Source organism: Mycobacterium kyogaense (assembly GCF_036946525.1).
Taxonomy (GTDB): domain Bacteria; phylum Actinomycetota; class Actinomycetes; order Mycobacteriales; family Mycobacteriaceae; genus Mycobacterium; species Mycobacterium kyogaense_A.
In genome coordinates, this window is record NZ_JAQIIY010000022.1 from 25,203 (window position 1) to 48,262 (window position 23,060).

A 23,060-nucleotide genomic window follows, 5' to 3' on the forward strand; every position below is an offset into this window, starting at 1 on the left:
CTACTTCCCCTCCAGGACGGCGACCAGATTCTGTTGCAGCGCAGGCCCGCTCGTCGCGTGTGCCAGCACCCGGGAGGCGTCACCGGCGAAGACGTGGCGGGCGGCCTCGCCGATCCGTTCCAGCCCGGCGGAGAACATCGGGTTGGCGGCCAGCGTGCCGCCGGTCGGATTGATCCGCGTCGAATCTCCCAGGCCGATGGCCTCTTTGAGGATCAGATGCTGGTGGCTGAACGGGGCGTAGATCTCGGCGATCTCGATCGATGAGGTGTCCCCACCAGTGGCCGCCTGCGCCGACGCCGCGGTGGACGGCGAGGTGGTCAGAGCGCGGGCGCCCAGCACCGGGGTCTCGATGCGATGCTCGATGCCGGTGATCCAGGCCGGCCGCTCACGCAGCTCACGAGCCCGGTCGCCGGCGGCGAGCACGATCGCCGATGCGCCGTCGGTGATCGGGGCGATGTCGTGGCGGCGCAACGGTTCTGCGAAGTACGGCTGGGACAGCAGCTCCTCGACGCTGCTACCGGACTGCAGCCGGTCCACCCGACCCGCCGCTTGGGCGACGAGTGCGACCTCGGCCATCTGCTCGGCGGTCCACGCGCCCGATTCCAGTCCGAGGCGGGCCTGCAGGCCGGCGATGCTGACCGAGTCCGGCCAGAGCGGAGCGACCGTGTACGGGTCGGTCTGCAGGGCGAGGACCCGGCGCAGCGTGCCTGCGCTCGATTTGCCGAAGCCGTACACCAACGCTGTCTCCACCTGTCCGGTGAGGATCTTGATGTAGGCCTCGTACAGTGCCCAGGCCGCGTCCATCTCGACGTGCGACTCGTTGATGGGCGGTACCGCGCCGATCGAATCGATCGCAGAGATGAAAGAGAAGGCGCGACCGGCAAGGTAATCCGACGATCCGGAGCACCAGAAGCCGATGTCGGACTTCGTGATGCCGAGCTCGTCGTAGATCTCGGCGAAGCACGGCATCAACATCTCGACGCCGTTGGTGGTTCCGTCGGTGCGGCGCACGTGCGGTGCGTGCGCGAACCCGACCACTGCTACCCCATTGTCTGAAGTCATGTGTGCCTCCTCAGAGGTGATGCTTGTAGGAGTCGTAATCGGCGTCGGGTTCGCCGGTCGGCCGGAAGTATTCGATGTTGTCGATACCCAGGCCCCACTGATCGCGCGGCTTCCACACCGCTTCGACGCGCATGCCCATCCGCACCTTGTCGGCCTCGATGTCCGACACCAGGTGCAGCACCGGGATGTCGGCGCCGTCGAGGAGCACGTAGGCGGCCACGTACGGGGGTTTGATGCGCTGCCCCGCGAACGGGATGTTGATGATCGCGAACGTCGTGACGGTGCCCTTGTCGGACACCTCGATGAACTGGTCGAGCGGCCGGCCGGTCGACGGATTGGCCTCCTTGGGTGGGAAGTAGACCTTGCCGTCGTCGCCTGACCGCGCTCCCAGCAGCGTTCCTTGCTCGAGTGCGCGCAGGAACGTGCTCTCGGGAAGTGATGCGGTGTGCTGGATCTCGATCGACGACGGCGATATCACCATCGTCACCGGGTCGAGCCCGTCGGCCGGGGCGGGGGTCTCTTCGGCCTCCTCGCCGAGCTCGAAGTACGCGATATCGGTGATCGCGCCGGCGGTTTCGTCGGCCCAGTGCACGTGTACGCGGGCGCCGGTGGTGACAGCGTCGGGACCGTCAGCGGCGACGGCGTGCAGCAGAGCGGTGTCGGCGCCGTCGAGACGAATCAGCGCCCAGGCGAACGGCCGGTCCAGCGGCTGGCCCTCCAAGGGGTGGCTCTGCCACGTCCACGACAGGACCGTGCCGACGCTCGACACCGGGACGACCTCGGTCAGGGCCTCGGAGGTGACGGGGTCATACTCAGCGGGCGGAACGTGGACTCGACCGTCGGAGCCACGCACCCCGACAACGCGTCGCTCGCGCAGAGCGGTGAAGAACTCGCCGAGGAGTGGTCCCACTGAACGGGTGTAGTCGAATGAGAGCCTCAGCGGCGCCGAGAGCGGCGGCTCATGGGGATCGATCTGCACCGGACTGCTTTGGCTGGTGGTCACGGCATCGAGTAGAACAGGTTCTAAGAATGGTTTCAAGAAGGGGTGTGGAGGCGACCGCATGAAGTTGGGATTGCAGCTCGGATACTGGGGCGCGCAGCCCCCGGAGAACCATGCCGAACTCGTGGCGACCGCCGAGGAGGCCGGCTTCGACACGGTGTTCACCGCCGAGGCGTGGGGCTCCGACGCGTACACGCCACTGGCGTGGTGGGGCCGCGAGACCAGCCGGATGCGGCTGGGCACGTCGGTCATTCAGCTCTCGGCCCGCACGCCGACCGCGTGTGCGATGGCAGCGCTGACGCTCGACCACCTCTCGGGCGGTAGGCACATCCTGGGGCTGGGAGTGTCCGGCCCGCAGGTCGTCGAGGGCTGGTACGGCGCGAAGTTCCCCAAGCCGCTGGCCCGCACCCGCGAGTACGTCGACATCCTGCGGCAGGTGTGGGCGCGCGAGGCCCCGGTGCACAGCGACGGCCCGCACTATCCGCTGCCGCTCACCGGCGAGGGAACCACCGGCCTGGGGAAGAACCTCAAGCCCATCACCCATCCGCTGCGCGCCGACATTCCCGTCATGCTGGGCGCCGAGGGGCCCAAGAACGTCGCGCTGGCCGCCGAGATCTGCGACGGGTGGCTGCCGATCTTCTATTCGCCGCGCATCGCCTCGATGTACAACGAATGGCTCGACGAGGGATTCGCACGGCCCGGTGCGCGCCGCACCCGGGAGACCTTCGAGATCTGCGCGACCGCGCAGGTCGTCGTCACCGACGACCGGCCCGCGATCATGGAGTTGATGAAGCCGCACCTGGCGCTCTACATGGGCGGCATGGGTGCCGAGGACACCAACTTTCACGCCGACGTGTACCGCCGAATGGGCTATGCCGAAGTCGTCGACGACGTCACGAAGCTGTTCCGCAACGGACAAAAGGACGGCAAAGAGCAAGCGGCGAAGATCATCCCGGACGAGCTGGTCGACGACTCCGCGATCGTCGGCGATCTCGCCTACGTGCAGGAGCAGATCAAGGCCTGGGAGGCGGCCGGGGTGACGATGATGGTCGTCGGCGCCCGGTCGACCGAGCAGATCCGTGATCTCGCCGCGCTGGTGTAGACAGATCTTGCTGACTGTCTAGAACACGTTCTAGATTGGCGGTGTGAGCCAACACACCATTGCCGGGACCGTGCTGACGATGCCGGTGCGAGTGCGCACCGCCCATCAGCACACCGCCATGTTCGTCGTCGACGCCGACGCTGCGCAGCGGATGATCGACTACAGCGGGCTGCGGGTGTGCCGCTTCCTCGGCAACCGCGCGATGGTCGTGCTGATGCTGATGCGCTACGAGGACACCGATCTCGGGCAGTACTGGGAGTACGGAACCAACGTGATGGTGAATCCGCCGGGGTCCAACGCCGTGGGTCTGTCTGCGCTGCAGTCGGCGGGCGCGTTCGTGCACCACCTTCCCGTCGACCAGCCGTTCACGCTGGAGGCGGGTCGCACGATCTGGGGTTACCCGAAGGTGATGGCCGACTTCACCATTCGTGACGGCCGGCGCTACGGGTTCGACGTCACCATCGACGGGGCCGAGGTCATCTCGATGGACTTCGCGCCCGGCCTGCCGGTGCCGGATCGGTTCACCTCCCGCCCGCAGGTGCATTCGACGTACTCCTACGCCGACGGCGTGATCCGGGAGACGCCGGGGGAGATGACGATGACCGGGGTTCGGTACCGACCAGGCGGCGTCACCGTCCGCTTGGGCACGCACCCGTATGCCGCCGAACTCGCGGCACTGGGATTGCCGAAACGAGCACTGGTGTCCAGTTCGGCTGCGAACGTGGACATGACCTTCGCCGACGCCAAGGAGATCGTGTGACCGCCATGCCGACGAACATCGCCCCCGCCAAACCCGACGTCGACCTCGCCGACGGCAACTTCTACGCTGACGGACGTGCCGCGCGCGAGGCGTACGCGTGGATGCGGGCCAACCAGCCGGTGTTCCGCGATCGCAACGGGCTTGCCGCGGCGACGACATACCAGGCGGTGCTCGACGCCGAGCGCAACCCCGAATTGTTCTCCAGCACAGGCGGAATCCGGCCCGACCAGCCGGGCATGCCGTACATGATCGACATGGACGACCCGGCGCACATCCTGCGGCGCAAACTCGTCAACTCCGGCTTCACCCGTAAGCGCGTGATGGACAAAGTGCCCTCGATCGAGCGGCTCTGCGACGCCCTGATCGACGCGGTGTGCGAGCGCGGGGAGGCCGACTTCGTCCGCGACATCGCCGCACCGCTGCCGATGGCCGTCATCGGCGACATGCTCGGAGTGCTGCCGCAAGAGCGCGACAAGCTGCTCGAGTGGTCCGACGATCTGGTGTGCGGGCTCTCCTCGACGGTCGACGAGCAGACGATCCAGAAGCTGATGGACACCTTCGCTGCCTACACCGCGTTCACGATGGAGACGATCGCCGACCGCCGCGCGAACCCGACCGACGATCTGTTCTCGGTGTTGGTCAACGCCGAGGTCGAGGGTCAGAAGATGAGTGACGACGAGATCGTCTTCGAGACGCTGCTGATCCTCATCGGCGGTGACGAGACCACGCGGCACACGTTGTCCGGTGGGACCGAACAGCTGCTGCGGCACCAGGATCAGTGGCAGCGGCTCACATCGGACCTGGAACTGCTGCCGGGCGCGATCGAGGAGACGCTGCGCTGGACGTCGCCGGTGAAGAACATGTGCCGGACGCTCACGGCTGACACCGAGTTCCATGGCACGGCGCTCGGCGCCGGCGAGAAGATCATGCTGATGTTCGAATCGGCCAACTTCGACGAAACCGTGTTCGAGGATGCGCACGACTTCCGCATCGACCGAAACCCGAACAGCCACCTGGCTTTCGGCTTCGGCACGCATTTCTGCCTGGGTAATCAGCTGGCGCGCCTGGAGCTGAAGATCATGATGACCAAGGTGCTCACCCGGCTGCCGGATCTGCGGCTGGCCGACGAGCGCATGCTGCCGCTGCGCCCGGCGAACTTCGTCAGTGGGCTGGAGTCGATGCCCGTCGTGTTCACGCCGACGGCGAAGGTGCTGGGCTAGGGGCCTGCGCTCGCCGAGTGTGCATCCTCATCCGCCCACCGCGGCGTGTTGCGGATGACACGGCACACTCGCGACGGGCTACTTCATCTGGAAGTTCGGCGCCCGCTTCTCCTTGAACGCCCGCGGGCCTTCCTTGGCGTCCTCGGAGAGGAACACGGGGATGCCGTTGGCGGTGTCGGGCTTGAAGGCCTCTTCCTCGTGCATGCCCTCGGTCTCGCGAATGGTCTTGAGGATCGCCTGCACTGCGAGCGGACCGTTGTTGTTGATCACCTCGGCGATCTCGAGCGCCTTGTCCAGCGCCCCGCCGTCAGGCACGACGTAGCCGATCAAGCCGTACGAGAGGGCCTCGGCCGCGGTGATGTGGCGGCCGGTCAGCAGCAGATCGCACGCGATCGTGTAGGGGATCTGGCGCACGAGGCGCACCGCGGAACCACCCATCGGGTAGAGGCTCCACTTCGCCTCGGAAACGCCGAACTTCGCGCTCTCGCCGGCGATACGGATGTCGGTGCCCTGCAGGATCTCGGTGCCGCCGGCGATCGCGGGACCCTCGACTGCAGCGATCAGCGGCTTCGTCAGCCGCCGGCCCTTGAGCAGGCCGTCGATGCGCGACGGGTCGTAGCTGCCGTCCTTGAACGAGTCACCCGGCGGCTTCTTCGACGCCGCCTTGAGGTCCATGCCCGCGCAGAAGTAACCGCCGGCGCCGGTCAGGATGCACGTGCGGATCTCCGGATCGGAGTCCACCCGATCCCAGGCCTCGACCATGATCGCGAGCATCTCGCCGGAGAGCGCGTTGCGCGCCTGCGGCCGGTTCATGGTGACGATCAGCGTGTGTCCGCGCTGCTCAACCAGGCAGTCGGGCTGCTCTTGCGAATTCTGCGCGTCACTCACGGATCAGGCCGCCTTCCAGCGTCGTTGCCACAGACTTGTCTGAAAATGTAACACGTTCTAGTTTAGAACCGTGGCCCTGAACATCGCCGATCTCGCCGAGCACGCCATCGACGCCGTGCCTGACCGCGTCGCCCTGATCTCGGGTGACCAGACGCTGACCTACGCCGAGCTCGAAGAGAAAGCGAACCGGCTCGCGCACTACCTGCTCGACCAGGGCGTCACGAAGGACGACAAGGTCGGCCTGTACTGCCGCAACCGCATCGAGATCGTGATCGCGATGCTCGGCATCGTCAAGGCCGGCGCGATTCTGGTCAACGTGAACTTCCGCTACGTCGAAGGCGAGCTCAAGTACCTGTTCGACAACTCGGACATGGTCGCGCTGGTGCACGAGCGCCGCTACGCCGACCGGGTGGCCAACGTGCTGCCGGAGACGCCGAACGTGAAGACCATTCTCGTCGTCGAAGACGGCACCGACGATGACTTCCAGAGGTACGGCGGGGTCGAGTTCTACTCCGCGCTGGAGCAGGGCTCGCCGGAGCGGGACTTCGGTCCCCGCAGCGAGGACGACATCTACCTGCTCTACACCGGCGGCACCACGGGTTTCCCGAAGGGTGTGATGTGGCGCCACGAGGACATCTACCGGGTTCTGTTCGGCGGCACGGACTTCGCCACCGGTGAGCCGATCGCCGACGAATACGGCCTGGCCCAGCAGGCGGCGGCGAACCCTCCGATGATCCGGCTGCCCATTCCGCCGATGATCCACGGCGCGACCCAGTCGGCGACGTGGATGTCATTGTTCTCCGGTCAAACCGTGGTGCTGGCACCAGAGTTCGACGCCGACGCGGTCTGGCGGATGATCCACGAGCACAAGGTCAACCTGCTGTTCTTCACCGGTGATGCGATGGCCCGCCCGCTGTTGGACGCGCTGCTCGCCCATCAGGACGCCGGGAACGAGTACGACCTGTCGAGCCTGTTCCTGCTCGCCAGCACCGCTGCGCTGTTCTCGACCAGCCTGAAGGAGAAGTTCCTCGAGCTGCTGCCCAACCGCATCATCACCGACTCGATCGGCTCGTCGGAGACGGGCTTCGGCGGTACGAGCGTGGTGGCCAAGGGGCAGTCGCACACCGGCGGCCCGCGCGTGACGATCGACAAGAACACGAAGGTGCTCGACGAGGACGGCAACGAGATCGAACCGGGGTCGGGCAAGCGCGGCATCATCGCCAAATGCGGTCACATCCCGGTCGGCTACTTCAAGGACGAGAAGAAGACGGCCGAGACGTTCCGCACGTATCACGGCGTGCGGTATGCGATTCCGGGTGACTACGCCGAGGTCGAGGCCGACGGCACGGTCACAATGCTGGGCCGCGGTTCGGTGTCGATCAACAGTGGCGGTGAGAAGATCTACCCCGAAGAGGTGGAAGCCGCGCTCAAGGGCCATCCCGACGTGTTCGACGCGCTCGTCGTCGGTGTGCCGGACCCCCGGTTCGGGCAGCACGTCGCGGCCGTTGTACATCCCCGCGATGGAACCAGGCCGACGCTCGCCGATCTCGATGCATTCGTGCGCAGCGGGATCGCCGGATACAAGGTGCCGCGCAGCCTGTGGCTCGTCGACGAGGTGAAGCGTTCTCCGGCAGGCAAACCCGACTACCGATGGGCCAAGGACGTGACCGAGGCGCGGCCGGCCGACGAGGTCCACGAAAAGCATGCGGTGGTGAAATAGACATGAGAACTGAACTCTGCGATCGCTTCGGCATCGAGTACCCGATCTTCGTCTTCACCCCGTCGGAGAAGGTCGCCGCCGCGGTCACCAAGGCCGGCGGGCTCGGTGTGTTGGGCTGCGTGCGGTTCAACGACGCCGACGACCTGGAGAACGTCCTGCAGTGGATGGACGCCAACACCGACGGCAAGCCCTATGGCGTCGACATCGTCATGCCCGCCAAGGTTCCCACCGAGGGAACGTCGGTCGACATCAACAAGCTCATCCCCGCCCAGCATCGCGAGTTCGTCGACAAGACGCTCGCCGATCTCGGCGTGCCGTCGCTGCCCGCCGACGAGGAACGCTCCGAAGGTGTTCTGGGATGGCTGCATTCGGTGGCCCGCAGCCATGTCGAGGTCGCCCTCAAGCATCCGATCAAGCTGATCGCCAACGCGCTGGGGTCCCCGCCCAAGGACGTGATCGACCAGGTACACGAGGCCGGCGTGCCAATCGCGGCGCTCGCAGGGTCTGCCAAACACGCTCTGCGGCACGCGGAGAACGGCGTCGACATCGTCGTCGCCCAGGGGCATGAGGCCGGTGGGCACACCGGTGAGATCGGCTCGATGGTGCTGTGGCCGGAGATCGTCGATGCCCTCGACGGCAAGACTCCGGTGCTGGCGGCCGGTGGCATCGGGACGGGCCGGCAGGTCGCCGCCGCGTTGGCCCTCGGCGCGCAGGGAGTCTGGATGGGCTCGGCGTTCCTCACCTCCGCCGAGTACGACCTCGGGGTGCGCCTGGACTCGGGCCGTTCGGTCATCCAGGAAGCGATGTTGAGCGCGACATCGGCCGACACCGTGCGCCGGCGCATCTACACCGGCAAGCCGGCGCGGCTGCTCAAGAGCCGCTGGACCGATGCGTGGGATGCCGACGGCGCGCCTGAGCCGCTGCCGATGCCACTGCAGAACATCCTCGTCAGCGAAGCGCATCAGCGGATGAGCGAATCATCTGATCCCTCCGCGGTGGCGATGCCCGTCGGCCAGATCGTCGGCCGCATGAACGAGATCCGGCCGGTCGCCGACATCATCGCCGAACTGGTCAGCGGCTTCGACGACGCGACGAAGCGACTGGACGGCATCCGCGGAGCCTGAGCGCGTATAAAGCAGGGGTGAACGGCGCGCACTCTCTGCTCACCACGCTCGTCGACGCCGGCGTGGACGTCTGCTTCGCCAACCCGGGTACATCGGAGATGCACTTCGTCGCCGCGCTCGACACGGTCGACGGTATGCGGGCGGTACTGACGCTGTTCGAGGGTGTCGCAACCGGGGCCGCCGACGGTTACGCGCGGATCAGCGGAACGCCCGCCGCGGTGCTCCTGCATCTCGGGCCGGGGCTGGGTAACGGACTGGCCAACCTGCACAATGCGCGCCGGGCGCACACTCCGATGGTCGTGGTGGTCGGCGACCACGCCACTTACCACAAGAAGTACGACGCCCCTTTGGAATCCGACATCGACGCGGTCGCCGGGAGTGTCTCGGGCTGGGTGCACCGGACGATGCGTTCCGACGACGTCGCCGCCGACACCGCAGCCGCTCTCGACGCTGCCCGGCAGGGCGCGGTGTCGACGCTGATCCTGCCCGCCGACGTGTCCTGGAGCGACGGGGTTTCCGGCGCGAGGACCGCGACGACATCCGCCGAACCGGCCGTCGACGACGCGGCTGTGGGCGCGGCAGCGGCGGCGCTGCGGTCCGGGGAACGCACCGTGCTCCTCATCGGCGGCGACGCCACCCACGGGCCGGGACTCACGGCCGCCGTGCGCATCGGTGAGGCCACCGGCGCGACCGTGCTGTGCGAGACGTTCCCCGCCCGGCTCCGGCGGGGTGCAGGCGTGCCGGCCGTCGAGCGGCTCGCCTACTTCGCCGAGGCCGCCGCCGAACAGCTGGCCGGCGCGCGGCACATAATCTTGGCCGGGGCGCCGTCGCCGGTGTCATTCTTCGCATACCCGGACAAGGCAAGCGACCTGGTGCCCGACGGCTGCGCGGTGCACGTGCTGGCGTCGCACCACGGCGCCGCACAGGCCCTCGAGCGTCTCGCCGACACGGTGGCGCCGGGCACCACGGCGTCACTCGCACCCGCAGCGCGCCCCGAGATGCCCAGCGGGGAGCTGACCGCGTTCTCGGCTGCGGCCGTGGTCGGCGCTCTGCTGCCCGACGACGCCATCGTGGTCGACGAGTCGAACACCGCGGGCGTGGGCATCGCCGCGGCGACAGCCGGCGCGCCGGCCCACGACGTCCTGACGCTGACCGGGGGCGCCATCGGCTACGGCCTGCCCGCCGCCATCGGCGCGGCGATCGCCGCACCGCACCGCCCGGTACTGGCGCTGCAGGCCGACGGTTCGGCGATGTACACGATCTCGGCGCTGTGGACGCACGCGCGCGAGAACCTCGACGTGACGACGGTGATCTTCGACAACGGTGCCTACGACATCCTGCGCATCGAGCTGCAGAGGGTCGGGGCGACAAGCGGCACCGAGCCCGGGCCGAAAGCCCGCGAGCTGCTCGACTTGGGTTCGCCCGCCATCGATTTCGTCCAGATCGCCGAGGGTCTCGGGGTGCCGGGCCGGCGGGTGCGTACCGCGGAGGAACTCGCCGCTGCGCTGGCCGACGCCTTTGCTGAGCCGGGCCCCCACCTGATCGACGCGCTGGTGCCGTCCCTGCTCGGTTAGCCCGCTGCGCCAGCCCGCAGGTTCTGCTGGACCTCCTGCTGCCACAGATCGTTGGCGTGGGTGGTGTCGACCTCCTGCTCGAAGCGGTCGGTCATGTCGGGCGTGACGTCGGCGGCGTCGACGTAGAACTGCTCGTACCAACGCCGGTGCTGATACACCGGCCCGTCTTCCTCGGTCAGCAGCGGATTGTCGATGCGGGACTTGTTCTTCCAGATCTCCACGTCTTCGAGAAAGCCCTCCCCGAAACTGCGGTTCATCGCCCCGGCCAGCTTCGCGGCCTTGTCTGCGGGCAGGCCGGGCATAGCCGCCACCGCCACGCCCCACTGCAGCATGAAGGAGTCGTGGGTCACCGGATAGTGGCAGTTGATCAGCGCCACCTCGACGGTGAAGCCGGGTGCGAGATCGTTGTGCAGCCAGTTGATCATGTACGCGGGCCCGAAGTAGGTGGCCTCCGATCGCAGATAGGTTCCCTCCCACAGCTTCTCCGGGTCGGCGACGTAGTCGGGCCGGGGCTTGGACTCCATGTACTGGCTGGCGGTGTGGCCCTCGATGACGTTCTTGAAGTACGTCGGGTAGGCGTGGTGGATGTAGAAGAAATGCGCCATGTCGACGTTGTTGTCGACGATCTCGCGGCAGTGCGATCCTTCGATCAGCACCGAACTCCACTGCCACGGCGACCAGCGTCCCTCGTCGTACCCCTCGATCGTCGGCGGGGTCAGGGCTGGATCGGGGGTGGAGCCCTCCGGGTCGTGCCACACCAGCAGCTGGCCGTTGACCTCGGTGGTGAGCCAGGCGCGGGTGCGCGCCATCCGGGGCGTCCGTTTGGCGTAGGGCACCAGCGAGCATCGACCGTCTCCGCGCCAGCGCCAGTCGTGAAACGGGCACGCGATGTCGTCGCCCTTGACGGTGCCTTGCGCGAGATTGCCGCCCATGTGCCTGCAGTAGCCGTCGAGGACTTTCAGCTCGCCGGCGGAATCGGCGAACACCACGAGCAGCGAGCCGAACACGTTGATGCCGTGCGGCTTTCCGTCCCGGAAGTCCTCGGCGAGGCCGAGGCAGTGCCAGCCCCGGGCGAAGCGCTTCGGCGCCGTGCCGGTGTCGATTTCGCGGATGGGCTGGTTCATGTCCTGTCTCCTGTCATGTCCAGCACGGCCAGGTGGCTGAACACCATGGACGTGCCGATGGGGTTGCCGCCACCGGGATACGCGGTTCCGCTGGGGGCGGCCATCGTGTTGCCCGCCGCGTACAGGCCGGGGATCACCGCGCCCGCGGTGTCGAGCACCCGGGCCGACGCGTCGGTCCGCAGGCCGCCTTTGGTGCCCAGGTCGGAGACGCCGAATGCGGCGGCATGAAACGGTGGCGTTTCGATGGCGTGCAGCGGGGACGCGCCGCCGGAGAACGCCCGGTCGTAGGGTTCGTCACCCCGCCCGAAATCCTCGTCCACACCGCGGGCGAACTCGTTGAACCGCCGCACCGTGTCGACGAGGGTGTCGGAGGGGACACCGATGGCATCCGCCAGTTCCTCGAGAGTGTCGGCGCTGCGCCACAATCCGGCATCGACGTAGCGGTCCGTCTCCACCATCGACACATTGGGCGCCTTGACCGGCGGCACGGTTCCCTCGCGATCGTCGTAGACCATCCAGTAGGGCAGCGTGACCGACCCGTCGGCCATCGCGGCGAGCACGGCGCGGCCGAGCCTGTCGTAGGCGGCGGACTCGTTGACGAACCGCCTGCCCTGATCGTCGACGAAGATGCCGCCGGTGAACCACAGCGCGAATGCCGCTGTGCCGTCGGGATGCATCAGGCCCGGCGACCACCATGCCTGGTCCATCAGGTCGGTGTCGGCGCCGGCGGCGATCCCGGCGAGGTGGGCGAGGCCGCGGTTCGACGGCGGTCCCATCGTGTCGCGGGATCGGCCCGGCACACCGTAGCGCTGCCGCATCTGGTCGTTGTGTTCGAATCCGCCCGCAGCCAGGAGCACTCCCCGTCGCGCGCGGATCGTGCGGCTGCCGTCGGCGTCGGTCACGACCGCGCCGACCACGGCGCCGTCCTCGACCACGAGATCGGTGAGCGCGGTGCCCAGCCGGGTCTGCGCGTGCGGGTAGCGGCGCAGCGCGATCAGGAACCGGGCGACCAACGCTCGTCCACCCACGAAGTAGTCGTCGGGCTGCGGGTGTCCGAGCCGGTCTGTGTCCAGAGGTCCTCGGATGCGTTCGCGAAGATCAGGTGCCGCAGCCACTTTCAGTGGTTTGGCGGCGATGTGCCGCATGCCGTCGGCGCGTGCTTTCGGTGCGCGACCGAAGTAGTCCGGCCAGGGCAGCAGCGAGAACTTCAGCTGATCGTCGGCTTCCAGGTAGGCGATCAGCGGGGCGCCGCTGCGGACGTAGGTCTCGCGCAGGGCGGCCGGGGTGCGCTCACCGACGACGGCGTTGTAGTACTCGAGCGCATCGTCGATCGTGTCAACCGGTGCGTCACCGTAGCCGGCGCGCTGCAGAACGGGGTTGCACGGGAACCACATTCCGCCGCCGCCCGAGTACGCCGTGGTGCCGCCGAACCTGTCGGACGCCTCCACGAGCAGCACGTCGAGACCTTCGCGGGCCGCAGTGTAGGCACCTGTGACGCCGCCGGCGCCCGACCCGGCGACGACGACGTCGGTCTCCGCATCCCAGTGCCTGTCGGTCTTCGCGCGAGCGCTCATCCGATCAGACATGGCGTTCCCTTCCGTGCGCGCCGAATTCGGCGTCGAGCGCGTCCCGATCGACGACGGTCATCACCCGATAGGCCGGCACACCCCGTCCGACCCAGCGGTAAACCAGTTCATCGGTGTGCCAGCGCTGCGCCTGCAGGTCCCGCTTGAGCACCTTGTTCGATCCTGTCGCCGGGAGGTCGGCCGACACCCGCAGCAATCGAGGCGCACCTTTGTCCCCCAAATCCTCTTGCGCACAGAGGAATCGCGCGAACTCATCGACGTCGAACTTCCGCGGCTCGGCCACCTCCACCGCGGCCATCACCTGATCTCCGGAGCGTGGATCGGGCACGCCGTACACCGCCGCGGCGATGACGTCGCGGTGCCGGCGGAGCACCCGTTCGATGGTCAGTGCCGAGATGTTCTCGCCGTCGACGCGAATCCAGTCGCCGCGCCGACCCGCGAAGTACAGGAACCCGCCGGTGTCGACATAGCCGAGGTCGCCCGACCAGTACCAGCCGTTGCGGGTGCGTTCGGCCTCGGCGGCATCGTTGCGGTAGTAGCCCTCGAAGTCTCGGGCGCCGCGGCGGTCGACGATTTCACCAATCGCGTCGTCAGCATTGCGAACACGGCCTGCGTCGTCGAGTGTCGCTGCCGGACAGGGCCGTAGCGTGTCGGGATCGACGACGACCACGTCCGGGTGCGCGGGTCGCCCCAGTGCACCGGGCGGCGCATCCGGATCAGGTGTGGCCACCGCGCCGCCCTCACTGGATCCGTAGCCTTCGAACAGGTCCGCGCCGAAACGGCGACGGAAATCTTTCTGATCCTCCGGCGAGGCCTCGGTGCCGAAGCCGCGCTGCAGCGTGGTGTCGGAGTCGTCGGGGAGCTCGGGTGTGGCCAGCAGATAGGCGAGCGCCTTGCCGACGTAGGTGAAGAACGTGACGCCGAAGAAGCGCACGTCGGGCAGGAAGCCCGACGCCGAGAACGATGGCGTGAGGCAGACCGTGGCACCGTTGGCCAGGGCCGGTGCCCACAGCGCCATCAATGCGTTGCCGTGGAACAACGGCATACAGCAGTAGTCGACGTCGCCACGGTGGTGGCCGAACTTCTCGGTGGCCGCGTACGCGATGCGGGCCAGCCGACCCTGCGTGCACCGAACCGCCTTCGACGTGCCGGTCGTGCCGGAGGTGAACAGCAACAGCAGCAACGTGGCGGCATCGACACCGGGTGCGACGACCGCAGCAGCGCCGCGGTGATCGCCGACGAGGCGCTGGTACTGCTCGTCGTCGATGCGCCAGATCCGTGCGGCGTCGACGCCGTGATCGAGGGTGCGCAGCCGGTCGGCGCCCGCGGAGTCGGTGACGATCATCGCGCAGTCGGCGTGCCGGATGTCGGCCGCCAGATCCTGCGCGCCGCGGGTGGGATTGAGGCCGACGACGGTGGCGCCGGCCAGGGCCGCGCCACCGAGCCAGAACACGAACTCAGGCACGTTGGCCAGCAGCACCCCGATGTGAAACGGTGTGCCGACAGGCATTCGAGACCGCTCCGCACTCGCCATCGCCGCGCGCGCTGCCGAACACGACACCACGTCGTCCCATGTCCAGAGCTGCTCGCGCGTGCGTAACCCGGGATGTGGATCACCGGAGCGCGCCAGCAGCATCGACGCGATATCGGCGTGCCCGGTCACGGTCGGACGATCTCGAACACGGCATCGGCGCAGTCGGTGCCTTCGGCCGACAGCTGCCTCTTGATCACCTTGAACGTCTCGGTGCGCGGCAGTGCGGTGGCCACGCGGACGTACGCCGGCCACTGCTTGGACCCCAGATCATCCTGTGCACAGAGGAATTCGATGAAGTCCTGCGGCCGGAACGCCGCAGGATCGGGCAGCACCAGTGCTGCCATCACCCGGTCGCCGACGGAGTCGTCGGGAATGGCGTACACGGCGGCCTCGGTCACACCCGGACAGCGCATCAGGATGCGTTCGATCGGGGCAGTGCCGAGGTTCTCGCCGTCGACACGCAACCAATCACCCAGTCGGCCTGCGAAATACGCGAACCCTCGGTCGTCCCGGTAGGCGAGGTCGCCGCTGTGGTAGACGCCACCACGCAACCTGTCGGAGTCGGCCTCGGGATCGTTGTAATAGCCGCGGAACTGGCCGGGTCCCGCGGTGTTGACCAGCTCGCCGATCACCCCGGGCGGGCATTCGTCTCCGGTCTCGACATCGACGATGCTCACCCCGCCAACGAGCGGCCCCAGCGCGCCCTGCGGGGTGTCGGGAGTGCGCGCGATCGAGACGCCGCCCTCGCTCGACCCGAATCCGTCGACGACCTCGACGTCGAAGCGCTGCGCGAACCGGCTCAGATCCCTGGGCGCGCCTTCGTTGCCGTAGGCCACCCGCAATGGGTTGTCGGCGTCATCGCTGCGCTCAGGTGTGGCAAGGATGTAGGACAGAGGCTTACCGACGTAATTGGCGTAGGTGGCGTTGACCCTGCGGACGTCGGGAAAGAACTGCGACGCGGAGAATTTGCGCCGCAACGCAATCGAGGCCCGGCCGGCGACCGCCGGAGCCCAGCCGGCCATGATCGCGTTGGAGTGGAACAGCGGCATCGACAGGTAGCAGGTGTCGGACGGGCCGAGACCGAACCGCTGGGCGAGCATCAGACCGGGGACGGCGACCTTCTCGTGCGTGCAGCGGACCGCCTTCGGATCGCCACTGGTACCCGAGGTGAAGATCAACATGAACAGGTCGTCGGGGGCGGCGTCGTGGAATTCCACGTCGGCCCCGGCGTGGCTGTTCAGTTCGGCTGTGAACGAACAGGATTCGACGTCGATCGCCGCGATTCCCGGCACGGCACTGTCGCGGTCGGCCAGTACCAGCTGGCAGTCGGCGTGGTCGACGTCGCGCTGCAGCGCCGCTCCGCGGCGTGTCGGGTTGAGCCCGACCGGGACGATGCCCGACATCGCCGCGGCGGCAAGCATCCGCGAGAAGAACGGTGTGTTCCCCGCGAGCACGCCGACGTGCGGTGGTCGATCCGGGTCCAAGCGTGCGCGCAGCGCAGCGGCCAGCGCCGCAGCATCGATGAGGTGATCGCGCCAGGAGACGAACGAGACCTGCCCGGAACCGTCGATGCCGTGCACGCCGCCGTCCTGGACATCGGCCAACGGCGCGAGCAGGGCGGCGACGGTGGATGCGACGGGGGCGCCCACCGCGTCTCAGGCCGGCGTGTCGGCCAGTTCGCGGCCGATACGCAGTAACTGTCCGGTGGCGCCGCCGAGCGCGAACTCGGTCTGCTTGGCGGCCAGGAAGTAGCGGTGGATCGGGTGGTCGGTGTCGATCCCCACGCCGCCGTGCACGTGAACGGCGGTGTGGGCCACTCGATGTCCCGCTTCGGCAGCCCAGAACGCGGCACTGGCCACGTCGATGTCGGCGGCCAGGTCTTCCGACACCCGCCATGCTGCCTGGGTCACGGAGAGCCGCAGCCCCTTGATGTCGATGTAGCCGTCGGCCAGCCGGGCCGAGACCGCCTGGAAGCTGCCGATGGGTCTGTCGAACTGTTCACGTTCCCGGGCGTAGAGGGCGGTCATCTCCAGGGCACGCTCCACGACACCGAGCTGATAGCTGCTGCGGCCGAGCCCGCCCCGGGTGATGAGCCAGTCCACAACCTCCGGCCCGCCGACGCGACGATCCGCGGGCACCGTGACCTCGTGCAGATCGAGCGCTCCGACGCTGCCGAGTCCCGTGGTGTCCAGTGCGGCGACGGTCAGCCCGGGCTCGCTCGCGGCGACCAGGAAAACACCGACGCCGGAATCGGTTTCGGCCGGCACCAGGAAGGCGTCGGCCTTCGGGGCGAAGGGTACGAGCGTCCTGGAGCCGGACAACGTCACGGTGGATCCATCGGTGCGCGCCCGGACCGGGCCCTCGCCCATCTCACCGTCGAGTGCGACCGTGAGGATCTTCTCTCCCCGCACGGCCGGTGCGGCCCACTCCTGCGCGAGGGCATCGGAGCCGAATCTGGTCAGGGCGCCCGCGCCCAGCACCACGGACTCCAGGTACGGCACGGCCGCGAGCTGGCGTCCGAGCGCCACGAGCACCGCCACCTCCTCCAGCACGCCGAAACCGCCGCCGCCCACCGCTTCCGGTGCGGTGGTCGACAGGATGTCGGCGTCGATCAGCTTGCGCCACAGGGCATCATCGAACCGACCGCCCTGCTGCGGCCCCAGCCCGTCGAGTTCCCGCTGATGCTCTGGCGTGCACACCGACTCGGTGATGGTGCGAACCAGGCCGCCGAGATCATCACTGGCCTCTGTCGTCGAGAAATCCATGTCGAAGCTCCCTTTACCGGTTCACTCGGGGCAGCCCGAGCGCCACCATGCCGATGATGTCTCGCTGAATCTCGTTGGTGCCGCCGCCGAACGTGAGGATCAGGCAGGACCGGTGCATCCGCTCGATCCGGCCGCGCAGCAGCGCGCCCGGGGAGTCGGCACGCAGCGTCGCCGCGGTCCCCATCACCTCCATCAGCAGCCGGTAGGCCTCGGTCGCGAGCTCGGTGCCGTACACCTTGGCTGCCGACGCGTCGGCGGGGGAGGGCGCCGCGTCCTCAGTGGACGCGAGCTCCCAGTTGATCAGTTTGAGCACCTCGGCCTTGGCATGCACCCGCGCAAGGTTGAGCTGCACCCACTGCGCGTCGACGAGCCGGTTGCCGTGCACGTCCTTCGTGTTCTGCGCCCATTCGCGCACCGCGCCGAGGGCGACGAAGATCGGCTGCGCCGACACCAGGGCGACCCGTTCGTGGTTGAGCTGGTTGGTCACCAACTTCCAGCCGGCGTTCTCCTCGCCGACGAGGCTGCTCACCGGGACGCGGACGTCCTGGTAGTACGTCGCGCTGGTGTCCACGCCCGCGACGGTGTGCACCGGTGTCCAGGAGAAACCCTCGGCCGTCGTCGGCACGATCAGCATCGAGATGCCGCGGTGCTTCTTGGCGTCGGGGTTGGTGCGCGCGGCCAGCCACACGTAGTCGGCGTACGCGATCAGCGACGTCCACATCTTCTGCCCGTTGATCACGTACTCGTCGCCGTCACGCACCGCGGTGGTGCGCAGGGAGGCCAGGTCGGTGCCCGCGCCGGGTTCGGAGTAACCGATCGAGAAGTGCAGCTCGCCGGCGGCGATCTTGGGCAGGAAGAAGTTCTTCTGCTCGTCGCTGCCGAAATGCATGATCGTCGGCGCCACGCTGTTGATCGTCAGGAACGGCACCGGCACGTTGGCGATGGCGGCCTCGTCGTTGAAGATCAGGCCGTCCATCGGCGGTCGCGCCTGGCCGCCGTACTCCTTCGGCCACGACAGCGTCAGCCAACCGTCCTTGCCCATCTGGGCGACGGTCTCGCGGTAGACGTTCCCGCGTCCCATCTCGCCGTCGTTGCTCGCCAGCGCCTCGGCACGCTCGGGGGTCATCAGCTTCGAGAAATACGCGCGCAGCTCGCGCCGCAGCTCCTCTTGCTCGGGGGTGTAGCCGATCCGCATCGCGATCCTCACTAGTCTGCGAGCCTGTACCCGGTGCCGTCCCGGACGCCCGCGTGGATACCTCAGGTCTTCCCCGGTTGTAACACGTTCTAGTCTTGGGGTCCAGGCTGGTGCCACACTGGGTGCTCTGCGAACCGGCCCACAGCCGTAAACCGTCAGGAGGAAGTCATGCGAGTGGAAGTGGATCGCGACCGTTGCGAGGGCAACGCCGTGTGCGTCGGAATAGCGCCCGACCTGTTCGACCTCGATGACGAGGACTACGCGGTGGTCAAGGCCGACCCCGTGCCCGACGGGGAGGAGGCGGTGGCCGACCAGGCCATCGTCGAGTGCCCCCGAGCCGCCCTGATCCGGCACGACTAGAGGTATTCGTAAGTGACATCTTCTGCAGCCGATATCGATCTGTCCGGACGCGTCGCGGTGGTCACCGGGGCGGCCGCGGGGCTCGGCCGGGCGGAGGCCGTCGGGCTCGCCCGGGCGGGAGCCACCGTGGTGGTCAACGACATCGCCCCCGCACTGGACCGTTCGGACGTTCTCGACGAGATCGCCCAGGTCGGTGCCAAGGGAGTCGCCGTGGCCGGCGACATCAGCGAGCGCTCCACCGCCGACGAACTCGTCGAGACCGCCGATGGTCTGGGCGGTCTGGGCATCGTGGTCAACAACGCCGGCATCACCCGCGACCGCATCCTGTTCAACATGACCGACGAGGAGTGGGACGCGGTCATCAACGTGCATCTGCGGGGGCACTTCCTGTTGACGCGCAATGCCGCGACCTACTGGCGGTCTAAGGCCAAGGCCGGAGACGGAACCGTGTATGGCCGGATCATCAACACCTCGTCGGAGGCAGGTCTCTCCGGCCCTGTCGGTCAGCCCAACTACGGCGCGGCGAAGGCGGGCATCACTGCGCTGACGCTGTCGGCGGCTCGCGCTCTCGGGCGCTTCGGCGTCCGGGCGAATGCGATCGCTCCGCGGGCCAGGACGGCGATGACGGCCGGCGTGTTCGGCGACGCACCGGAGTTGCCGGACGGCTCGGTGGACCCGCTGTCACCCGAGCACGTCGTGAACCTCGTGCGGTTCCTCGCATCTCCTGCCGCCGAAGCCGTCAACGGGCAGCTGTTCATCGTCTATGGTCCGACGGTGACGCTCCTCGCGGCGCCGACGGCCGAGAAACAGTTCAGTGCCGACGGAGACGAGTGGGACCCGTCCGCGTTGTCAGCGTCCTTGCAGGAATACTTTGCTGATCGTGATCCGGAGAAGAGCTTCTCCGCGGCCATGGGGCTCGGCGACCGAGACTGACAGTCTCTGTTGTCACAGCTACTGCGCAGGTAGAACGTGTTCTAGAATGACCTACGTCACACCTGCCTTGAACAGCGCGAATATATCAATATGCAGCCGATTTGCGATCTTTGACAGTGCGAACGTGTTCTAGTTAGTATGATCCGGCTCACGGGAGGCAGCGCTGAGCGCAGGGGTGGGAACCCCACGCAGGCAGCTTCTCGGTAAGAGTTCGCCAGGCGTACGTTTCGACACCTTCGGACCGAGATCGGAGCACAGGTTGATCGAACAGCTTGCGGCGCCCGCGCGGGCCGTGGGCGGGTTCGTCGAGATGTCCTTGGACACTTTCGTCAAGTCCTTCCGCCGACCGTTCCAGTTCCGCGAATTCCTCGATCAGACGTGGATGATCGCCCGCGTGTCTCTGGTCCCCACCCTGCTGGTGGCGATCCCGTTCACCGTTCTGGTGGCGTTCACCCTGAACATCTTGCTGCGCGAAATCGGTGCGGCGGATCTCTCGGGCGCCGGCACCGCGTTCGGCACGATCACGCAGCTGGGGCCGGTGGTGACGGTGCTCGTCGTCGCCGGAGCCGGCGCGACCGCCATCTGTGCCGACCTGGGGGCCCGCACGATCCGCGAAGAGATCGACGCCATGCGCGTGCTGGGTATCGACCCCATCCAGCGGCTGGTGGTGCCCCGCGTGCTGGCCTCGACGTTCGTGGCGCTGCTCCTCAACGGCCTGGTCTGCCTGATCGGTCTGGCCGGCGGCTACGTGTTCTCGGTCTTCCTGCAGGGCGTCAACCCCGGCGCGTTCATCAACGGGCTGACGGTGCTGACCGGGCTCGGGGAGCTGGTGCTGGCCGAGATCAAAGCGCTGCTGTTCGGTGTCGTCGCCGGGCTGGTGGGTTGCTACCGCGGTCTGACCGTCAAGGGCGGCCCCAAAGGCGTCGGCAACGCGGTCAACGAGACCGTGGTCTACGCGTTCATCTGCCTGTTCGTGATCAACGTGATCATGACGGCGGTCGGGGTGAGAGTGCTGGCCCGCTGATGAGCGCTTGCGCGAAGAGCAGAAGGCTCCGATGAGCTACGACCTCACCCTCCGCTTCCGGCGCGCGTTCCGCGGTGTGCCGCGCGCCGTCGACACCGTGGGCGAGCAGGCGCTGTTCTATGGCGAGTCGGTCAAGTACATCCCCAACGCGGTCACGAGATATCGCAAGGAAACGATCCGGCTGATCGCCGAGATGACCATGGGCACCGGCGCTCTGGTGATGATCGGCGGAACGGTCGGCGTCGCGGCGTTCATGACCCTGGCCTCCGGCGGCGTGATCGCGGTGCAGGGCTACTCGTCGCTGGGCAACATCGGCATCGAGGCGCTCACCGGATTCCTGTCGGCCTTCCTCAATGTGCGCATCGTGGCGCCGGTGATCGCGGGCATCGCACTTGCGGCGACCATCGGCGCTGGTGCCACGGCCCAGCTCGGCGCGATGCGCGTCGCCGAGGAAATCGATGCCGTGGAATCGATGGCCGTGCACGCGGTGTCGTATCTGGTGTCGACCCGATTGATCGCCGGGCTGATCGCCATCGTTCCGCTCTACGCGCTGTCGGTGCTCGCGGCGTTCTTCGCCGCCCGCTTCACCACCGTCTACATCAACGGCCAGTCCGCGGGCCTCTACGACCACTACTTCAACACCTTCCTGGTGCCCAGCGATCTGCTGTGGTCGTTCCTGCAGGCCATCGTCATGTCGGTGGCGGTGATGCTGGTGCACACCTACTACGGTTTCAACGCCTCCGGCGGCCCGGTCGGCGTGGGCATCGCGGTGGGCCAAGCCGTGCGGACCTCGCTGATCGTCGTGGTGACGATCGTTCTGTTCATCTCCCTGGCGGTCTACGGCGCCTCGGGCAACTTCAACCTCTCCGGATAGGACGACAGCTTCATGGCCAACGGTGACGCCAAGCGCAGCCACGTGAGGATCGCTGCGGCGATTCTCGCCGTGGTGGTGCTCGCCGCCGTGGTGTTCACCTACCTGTCGTACACCGCGGCCTTCACCTCCACCGACAAGGTGACGGTGCTCTCGCCGCGTGCCGGCCTGGTGATGGAGACCAAGGCGAAGGTGAAGTACCGCGGCATTCAGGTCGGCGAGGTCGAATCGATCGACTACGCAGGTCAGGACGCCAAGTTGACGCTGGCGATCCGCAGCGACGACATGCGCTACATCCCGAGCAATGCGCCGGTCCGCATCGCCGGCAACACGATCTTCGGTGCCAAGTCGGTGGAGTTCCTGACCCCCGAGAATCCGGATTCGACGTCGCTGCGGCCAGGCACCCAGGTGCAGACCAAAGACGTTCAGCTCGAGGTCAACACGCTGTTCCAGACGCTGACCGACGTGCTCGGCAAGATCGATCCGGTCAATCTGAACGCGACTCTGTCGGCGCTGGCCGAGGGTCTGCGCGGGCACGGAGACGACCTCGGTGCCGGGTTGTCGGGACTCAATTACTATCTGCAGCAGCTCAATCCGAAGCTGCCGACCCTGCAGGACGACTTCCGCAAGGCGGCGATCGTCACCAACATCTACGGTGATGCCGCACCGGATCTGGCGACGATCCTCGACAACGCGCCGACGGTCAGCAAGACGGTGGTCGACGAGCAGGACAACTTGAACGCGACGCTGCTGGCGGCCACCGGGCTGGGCAACAACGCCGCCGACACCCTCGAACCGGCGGCAGACAATTTCATCGCCGCCATCCAGCGGTTGCGTGCGCCGCTGAAGGTTCTCGGTGACTACTCGCCGGAGTTCGGCTGCCTGCTCAAGGGCATCTCGATCGGTATCGACCGGTTCGCGCCGATCATCGGTGGTATCCGGCCCGGCCTGTTCGTGGCGTCGAACTTCATCCCGGGCTCGCCGGCCTACACCTATCCGGAGAGCCTGCCCCTTGTGAACGCCTCGGGCGGTCCGAACTGCCGCGGCTTGCCCGATGCTCCGAGCAAGCAGTTCGGCGGATCGTGGTACCACAGTCCGTTCCTCGTGACCGACAACGCCTACGTGCCCTACCAGCCGAACACCGAGCTGCAGTTCGACGCACCCTCGACGCTGCAGTTCCTGTTCAACGGGGCCTTCGCCGAACGGGATGACTTCTAG

Annotated in this window: 20 protein-coding genes; 11 read left to right on the forward strand and 9 right to left on the reverse strand. The window is 67.5% G+C overall.

From position 1 onward, the window contains the following. Entirely contained in the window at positions 1-1,062 is a 1,062-nt protein-coding gene (locus tag PGN37_RS18855; RefSeq protein WP_335332527.1) for a thiolase domain-containing protein, read from the reverse strand. A 10-nt stretch (positions 1,063-1,072) separates the two neighbouring features. Next, positions 1,073-2,065 carry a Zn-ribbon domain-containing OB-fold protein gene (locus PGN37_RS18860; protein WP_335332528.1) on the reverse strand — a complete coding sequence of 331 codons (993 nt, stop codon included), beginning with the start codon at positions 2,063-2,065 and terminating at the stop codon, positions 1,073-1,075. A gap of 58 nt (positions 2,066-2,123) precedes the next feature. On the opposite strand from PGN37_RS18860, the gene PGN37_RS18865 reads away from it, so the two are divergent. Genes PGN37_RS18865 through PGN37_RS18875 form a run of 3 tightly spaced genes read left to right on the forward strand, consistent with a single transcriptional unit; the run spans position 2,124 to position 5,144 of the window. After that, positions 2,124-3,164 (forward strand): LLM class F420-dependent oxidoreductase, encoded by a 1,041-nt coding sequence (locus tag PGN37_RS18865; protein WP_335332529.1) that lies wholly within the window; start codon positions 2,124-2,126, stop codon positions 3,162-3,164. A gap of 43 nt (positions 3,165-3,207) precedes the next feature. Then, on the forward strand, positions 3,208-3,924 hold the full coding sequence (locus tag PGN37_RS18870; RefSeq protein WP_335332530.1) for an acetoacetate decarboxylase family protein: 717 nt from the start codon (positions 3,208-3,210) through the stop codon (positions 3,922-3,924). A gap of 5 nt (positions 3,925-3,929) precedes the next feature. After that, complete coding sequence (locus PGN37_RS18875; protein WP_335332630.1) at positions 3,930-5,144, forward strand: cytochrome P450; 1,215 nt, start codon at positions 3,930-3,932, stop codon at positions 5,142-5,144. Positions 5,145-5,222: 78 nt separating this feature from the next. Here the strand turns inward: PGN37_RS18875 and PGN37_RS18880 are convergent, their stop codons facing one another. Then, positions 5,223-6,032 carry a crotonase/enoyl-CoA hydratase family protein gene (locus tag PGN37_RS18880; protein ID WP_335332531.1) on the reverse strand — a complete coding sequence of 270 codons (810 nt, stop codon included), beginning with the start codon at positions 6,030-6,032 and terminating at the stop codon, positions 5,223-5,225. Positions 6,033-6,102: 70 nt separating this feature from the next. Here PGN37_RS18880 and PGN37_RS18885 point away from each other — a divergent pair, with 70 nt between their 5' ends. From PGN37_RS18885 to PGN37_RS18895, 3 genes are read left to right on the forward strand one after another with little or no spacing between them, the layout of a single operon-like run. Then, positions 6,103-7,752: an acyl-CoA synthetase gene (locus tag PGN37_RS18885; protein ID WP_335332532.1), complete on the forward strand. Its 1,650-nt coding sequence runs from the start codon at positions 6,103-6,105 to the stop codon at positions 7,750-7,752. A 2-nt stretch (positions 7,753-7,754) separates the two neighbouring features. Then, positions 7,755-8,876, forward strand: coding sequence for an NAD(P)H-dependent flavin oxidoreductase (locus PGN37_RS18890; RefSeq protein WP_335332533.1), 1,122 nt, complete (start codon positions 7,755-7,757; stop codon positions 8,874-8,876). A gap of 17 nt (positions 8,877-8,893) precedes the next feature. Further along, entirely contained in the window at positions 8,894-10,450 is a 1,557-nt protein-coding gene (locus PGN37_RS18895) for an acetolactate synthase large subunit (RefSeq protein WP_335332534.1), read from the forward strand. Here PGN37_RS18895 and PGN37_RS18900 read toward each other — a convergent pair. From PGN37_RS18900 to PGN37_RS18925, 6 genes are read right to left on the reverse strand one after another with little or no spacing between them, the layout of a single operon-like run. After that, the gene (locus PGN37_RS18900; RefSeq protein ID WP_335332535.1) at positions 10,447-11,574 is read right to left on the reverse strand and encodes a Rieske 2Fe-2S domain-containing protein; all 1,128 of its coding nucleotides are present in this window, start codon (positions 11,572-11,574) and stop codon (positions 10,447-10,449) included. The two genes, PGN37_RS18895 and PGN37_RS18900, sit on opposite strands and share 4 nt — an antisense overlap. After that, positions 11,571-13,148 (reverse strand): FAD-binding protein, encoded by a 1,578-nt coding sequence (locus tag PGN37_RS18905; protein WP_335332536.1) that lies wholly within the window; start codon positions 13,146-13,148, stop codon positions 11,571-11,573. The genes PGN37_RS18900 and PGN37_RS18905 overlap by 4 nt, the downstream gene beginning before the upstream one ends. 4 nt (positions 13,149-13,152) lie before the next feature. Then, positions 13,153-14,796 (reverse strand): AMP-binding protein, encoded by a 1,644-nt coding sequence (locus tag PGN37_RS18910; protein WP_335332631.1) that lies wholly within the window; start codon positions 14,794-14,796, stop codon positions 13,153-13,155. 23 nt (positions 14,797-14,819) lie between these two features. Continuing rightward, positions 14,820-16,343 (reverse strand): long-chain-fatty-acid--CoA ligase FadD17, encoded by a 1,524-nt coding sequence (gene fadD17 / locus PGN37_RS18915; protein WP_335332537.1) that lies wholly within the window; start codon positions 16,341-16,343, stop codon positions 14,820-14,822. Between the two features lie 6 nt (positions 16,344-16,349). Next, on the reverse strand, positions 16,350-17,459 hold the full coding sequence (locus PGN37_RS18920) for an acyl-CoA dehydrogenase family protein (protein WP_335332538.1): 1,110 nt from the start codon (positions 17,457-17,459) through the stop codon (positions 16,350-16,352). Between the two features lie 13 nt (positions 17,460-17,472). After that, a complete protein-coding gene (locus PGN37_RS18925; RefSeq protein WP_335332539.1) occupies positions 17,473-18,654 on the reverse strand; it encodes an acyl-CoA dehydrogenase family protein in 1,182 nt (393 codons plus the stop codon). Between the two features lie 168 nt (positions 18,655-18,822). Here PGN37_RS18925 and PGN37_RS18930 point away from each other — a divergent pair, with 168 nt between their 5' ends. From PGN37_RS18930 to PGN37_RS18950, 5 genes are all read left to right on the forward strand, one after another. Continuing rightward, the gene (locus PGN37_RS18930) at positions 18,823-19,014 is read left to right on the forward strand and encodes a ferredoxin (protein ID WP_335332540.1); all 192 of its coding nucleotides are present in this window, start codon (positions 18,823-18,825) and stop codon (positions 19,012-19,014) included. A 12-nt stretch (positions 19,015-19,026) separates the two neighbouring features. After that, positions 19,027-19,947, forward strand: coding sequence for a 3-oxoacyl-ACP reductase (locus tag PGN37_RS18935; protein WP_335332541.1), 921 nt, complete (start codon positions 19,027-19,029; stop codon positions 19,945-19,947). 259 nt (positions 19,948-20,206) lie between these two features. After that, the gene (locus tag PGN37_RS18940; protein WP_335332542.1) at positions 20,207-20,971 is read left to right on the forward strand and encodes an MlaE family ABC transporter permease; all 765 of its coding nucleotides are present in this window, start codon (positions 20,207-20,209) and stop codon (positions 20,969-20,971) included. Between the two features lie 31 nt (positions 20,972-21,002). After that, the gene (locus PGN37_RS18945; protein WP_335332543.1) at positions 21,003-21,845 is read left to right on the forward strand and encodes an MlaE family ABC transporter permease; all 843 of its coding nucleotides are present in this window, start codon (positions 21,003-21,005) and stop codon (positions 21,843-21,845) included. Positions 21,846-21,857: 12 nt separating this feature from the next. Continuing rightward, positions 21,858-23,060, forward strand: coding sequence for an MCE family protein (locus tag PGN37_RS18950; protein WP_335332544.1), 1,203 nt, complete (start codon positions 21,858-21,860; stop codon positions 23,058-23,060).

What these genes read in the sequence shown, in the direction of transcription:
- PGN37_RS18855 (WP_335332527.1), bottom strand. Translation starts at nt 1,062, where the DNA reads ATGACTTCAGACAATGGGGTAGCAGTGGTCGGGTTCGCGCACGCACCG.
- PGN37_RS18865 (WP_335332529.1), top strand. Translation starts at nt 2,124, where the DNA reads ATGAAGTTGGGATTGCAGCTCGGATACTGGGGCGCGCAGCCCCCGGAG.
- PGN37_RS18875 (WP_335332630.1), top strand. Translation starts at nt 3,930, where the DNA reads ATGCCGACGAACATCGCCCCCGCCAAACCCGACGTCGACCTCGCCGAC.
- PGN37_RS18890 (WP_335332533.1), top strand. Translation starts at nt 7,755, where the DNA reads ATGAGAACTGAACTCTGCGATCGCTTCGGCATCGAGTACCCGATCTTC.
- PGN37_RS18900 (WP_335332535.1), bottom strand. Translation starts at nt 11,574, where the DNA reads ATGAACCAGCCCATCCGCGAAATCGACACCGGCACGGCGCCGAAGCGC.
- PGN37_RS18905 (WP_335332536.1), bottom strand. Translation starts at nt 13,148, where the DNA reads ATGAGCGCTCGCGCGAAGACCGACAGGCACTGGGATGCGGAGACCGAC.
- PGN37_RS18910 (WP_335332631.1), bottom strand. Translation starts at nt 14,796, where the DNA reads ATGCTGCTGGCGCGCTCCGGTGATCCACATCCCGGGTTACGCACGCGC.
- PGN37_RS18920 (WP_335332538.1), bottom strand. Translation starts at nt 17,459, where the DNA reads ATGGATTTCTCGACGACAGAGGCCAGTGATGATCTCGGCGGCCTGGTT.
- PGN37_RS18925 (WP_335332539.1), bottom strand. Translation starts at nt 18,654, where the DNA reads ATGCGGATCGGCTACACCCCCGAGCAAGAGGAGCTGCGGCGCGAGCTG.
- PGN37_RS18930 (WP_335332540.1), top strand. Translation starts at nt 18,823, where the DNA reads ATGCGAGTGGAAGTGGATCGCGACCGTTGCGAGGGCAACGCCGTGTGC.
- PGN37_RS18945 (WP_335332543.1), top strand. Translation starts at nt 21,003, where the DNA reads ATGAGCTACGACCTCACCCTCCGCTTCCGGCGCGCGTTCCGCGGTGTG.
- PGN37_RS18950 (WP_335332544.1), top strand. Translation starts at nt 21,858, where the DNA reads ATGGCCAACGGTGACGCCAAGCGCAGCCACGTGAGGATCGCTGCGGCG.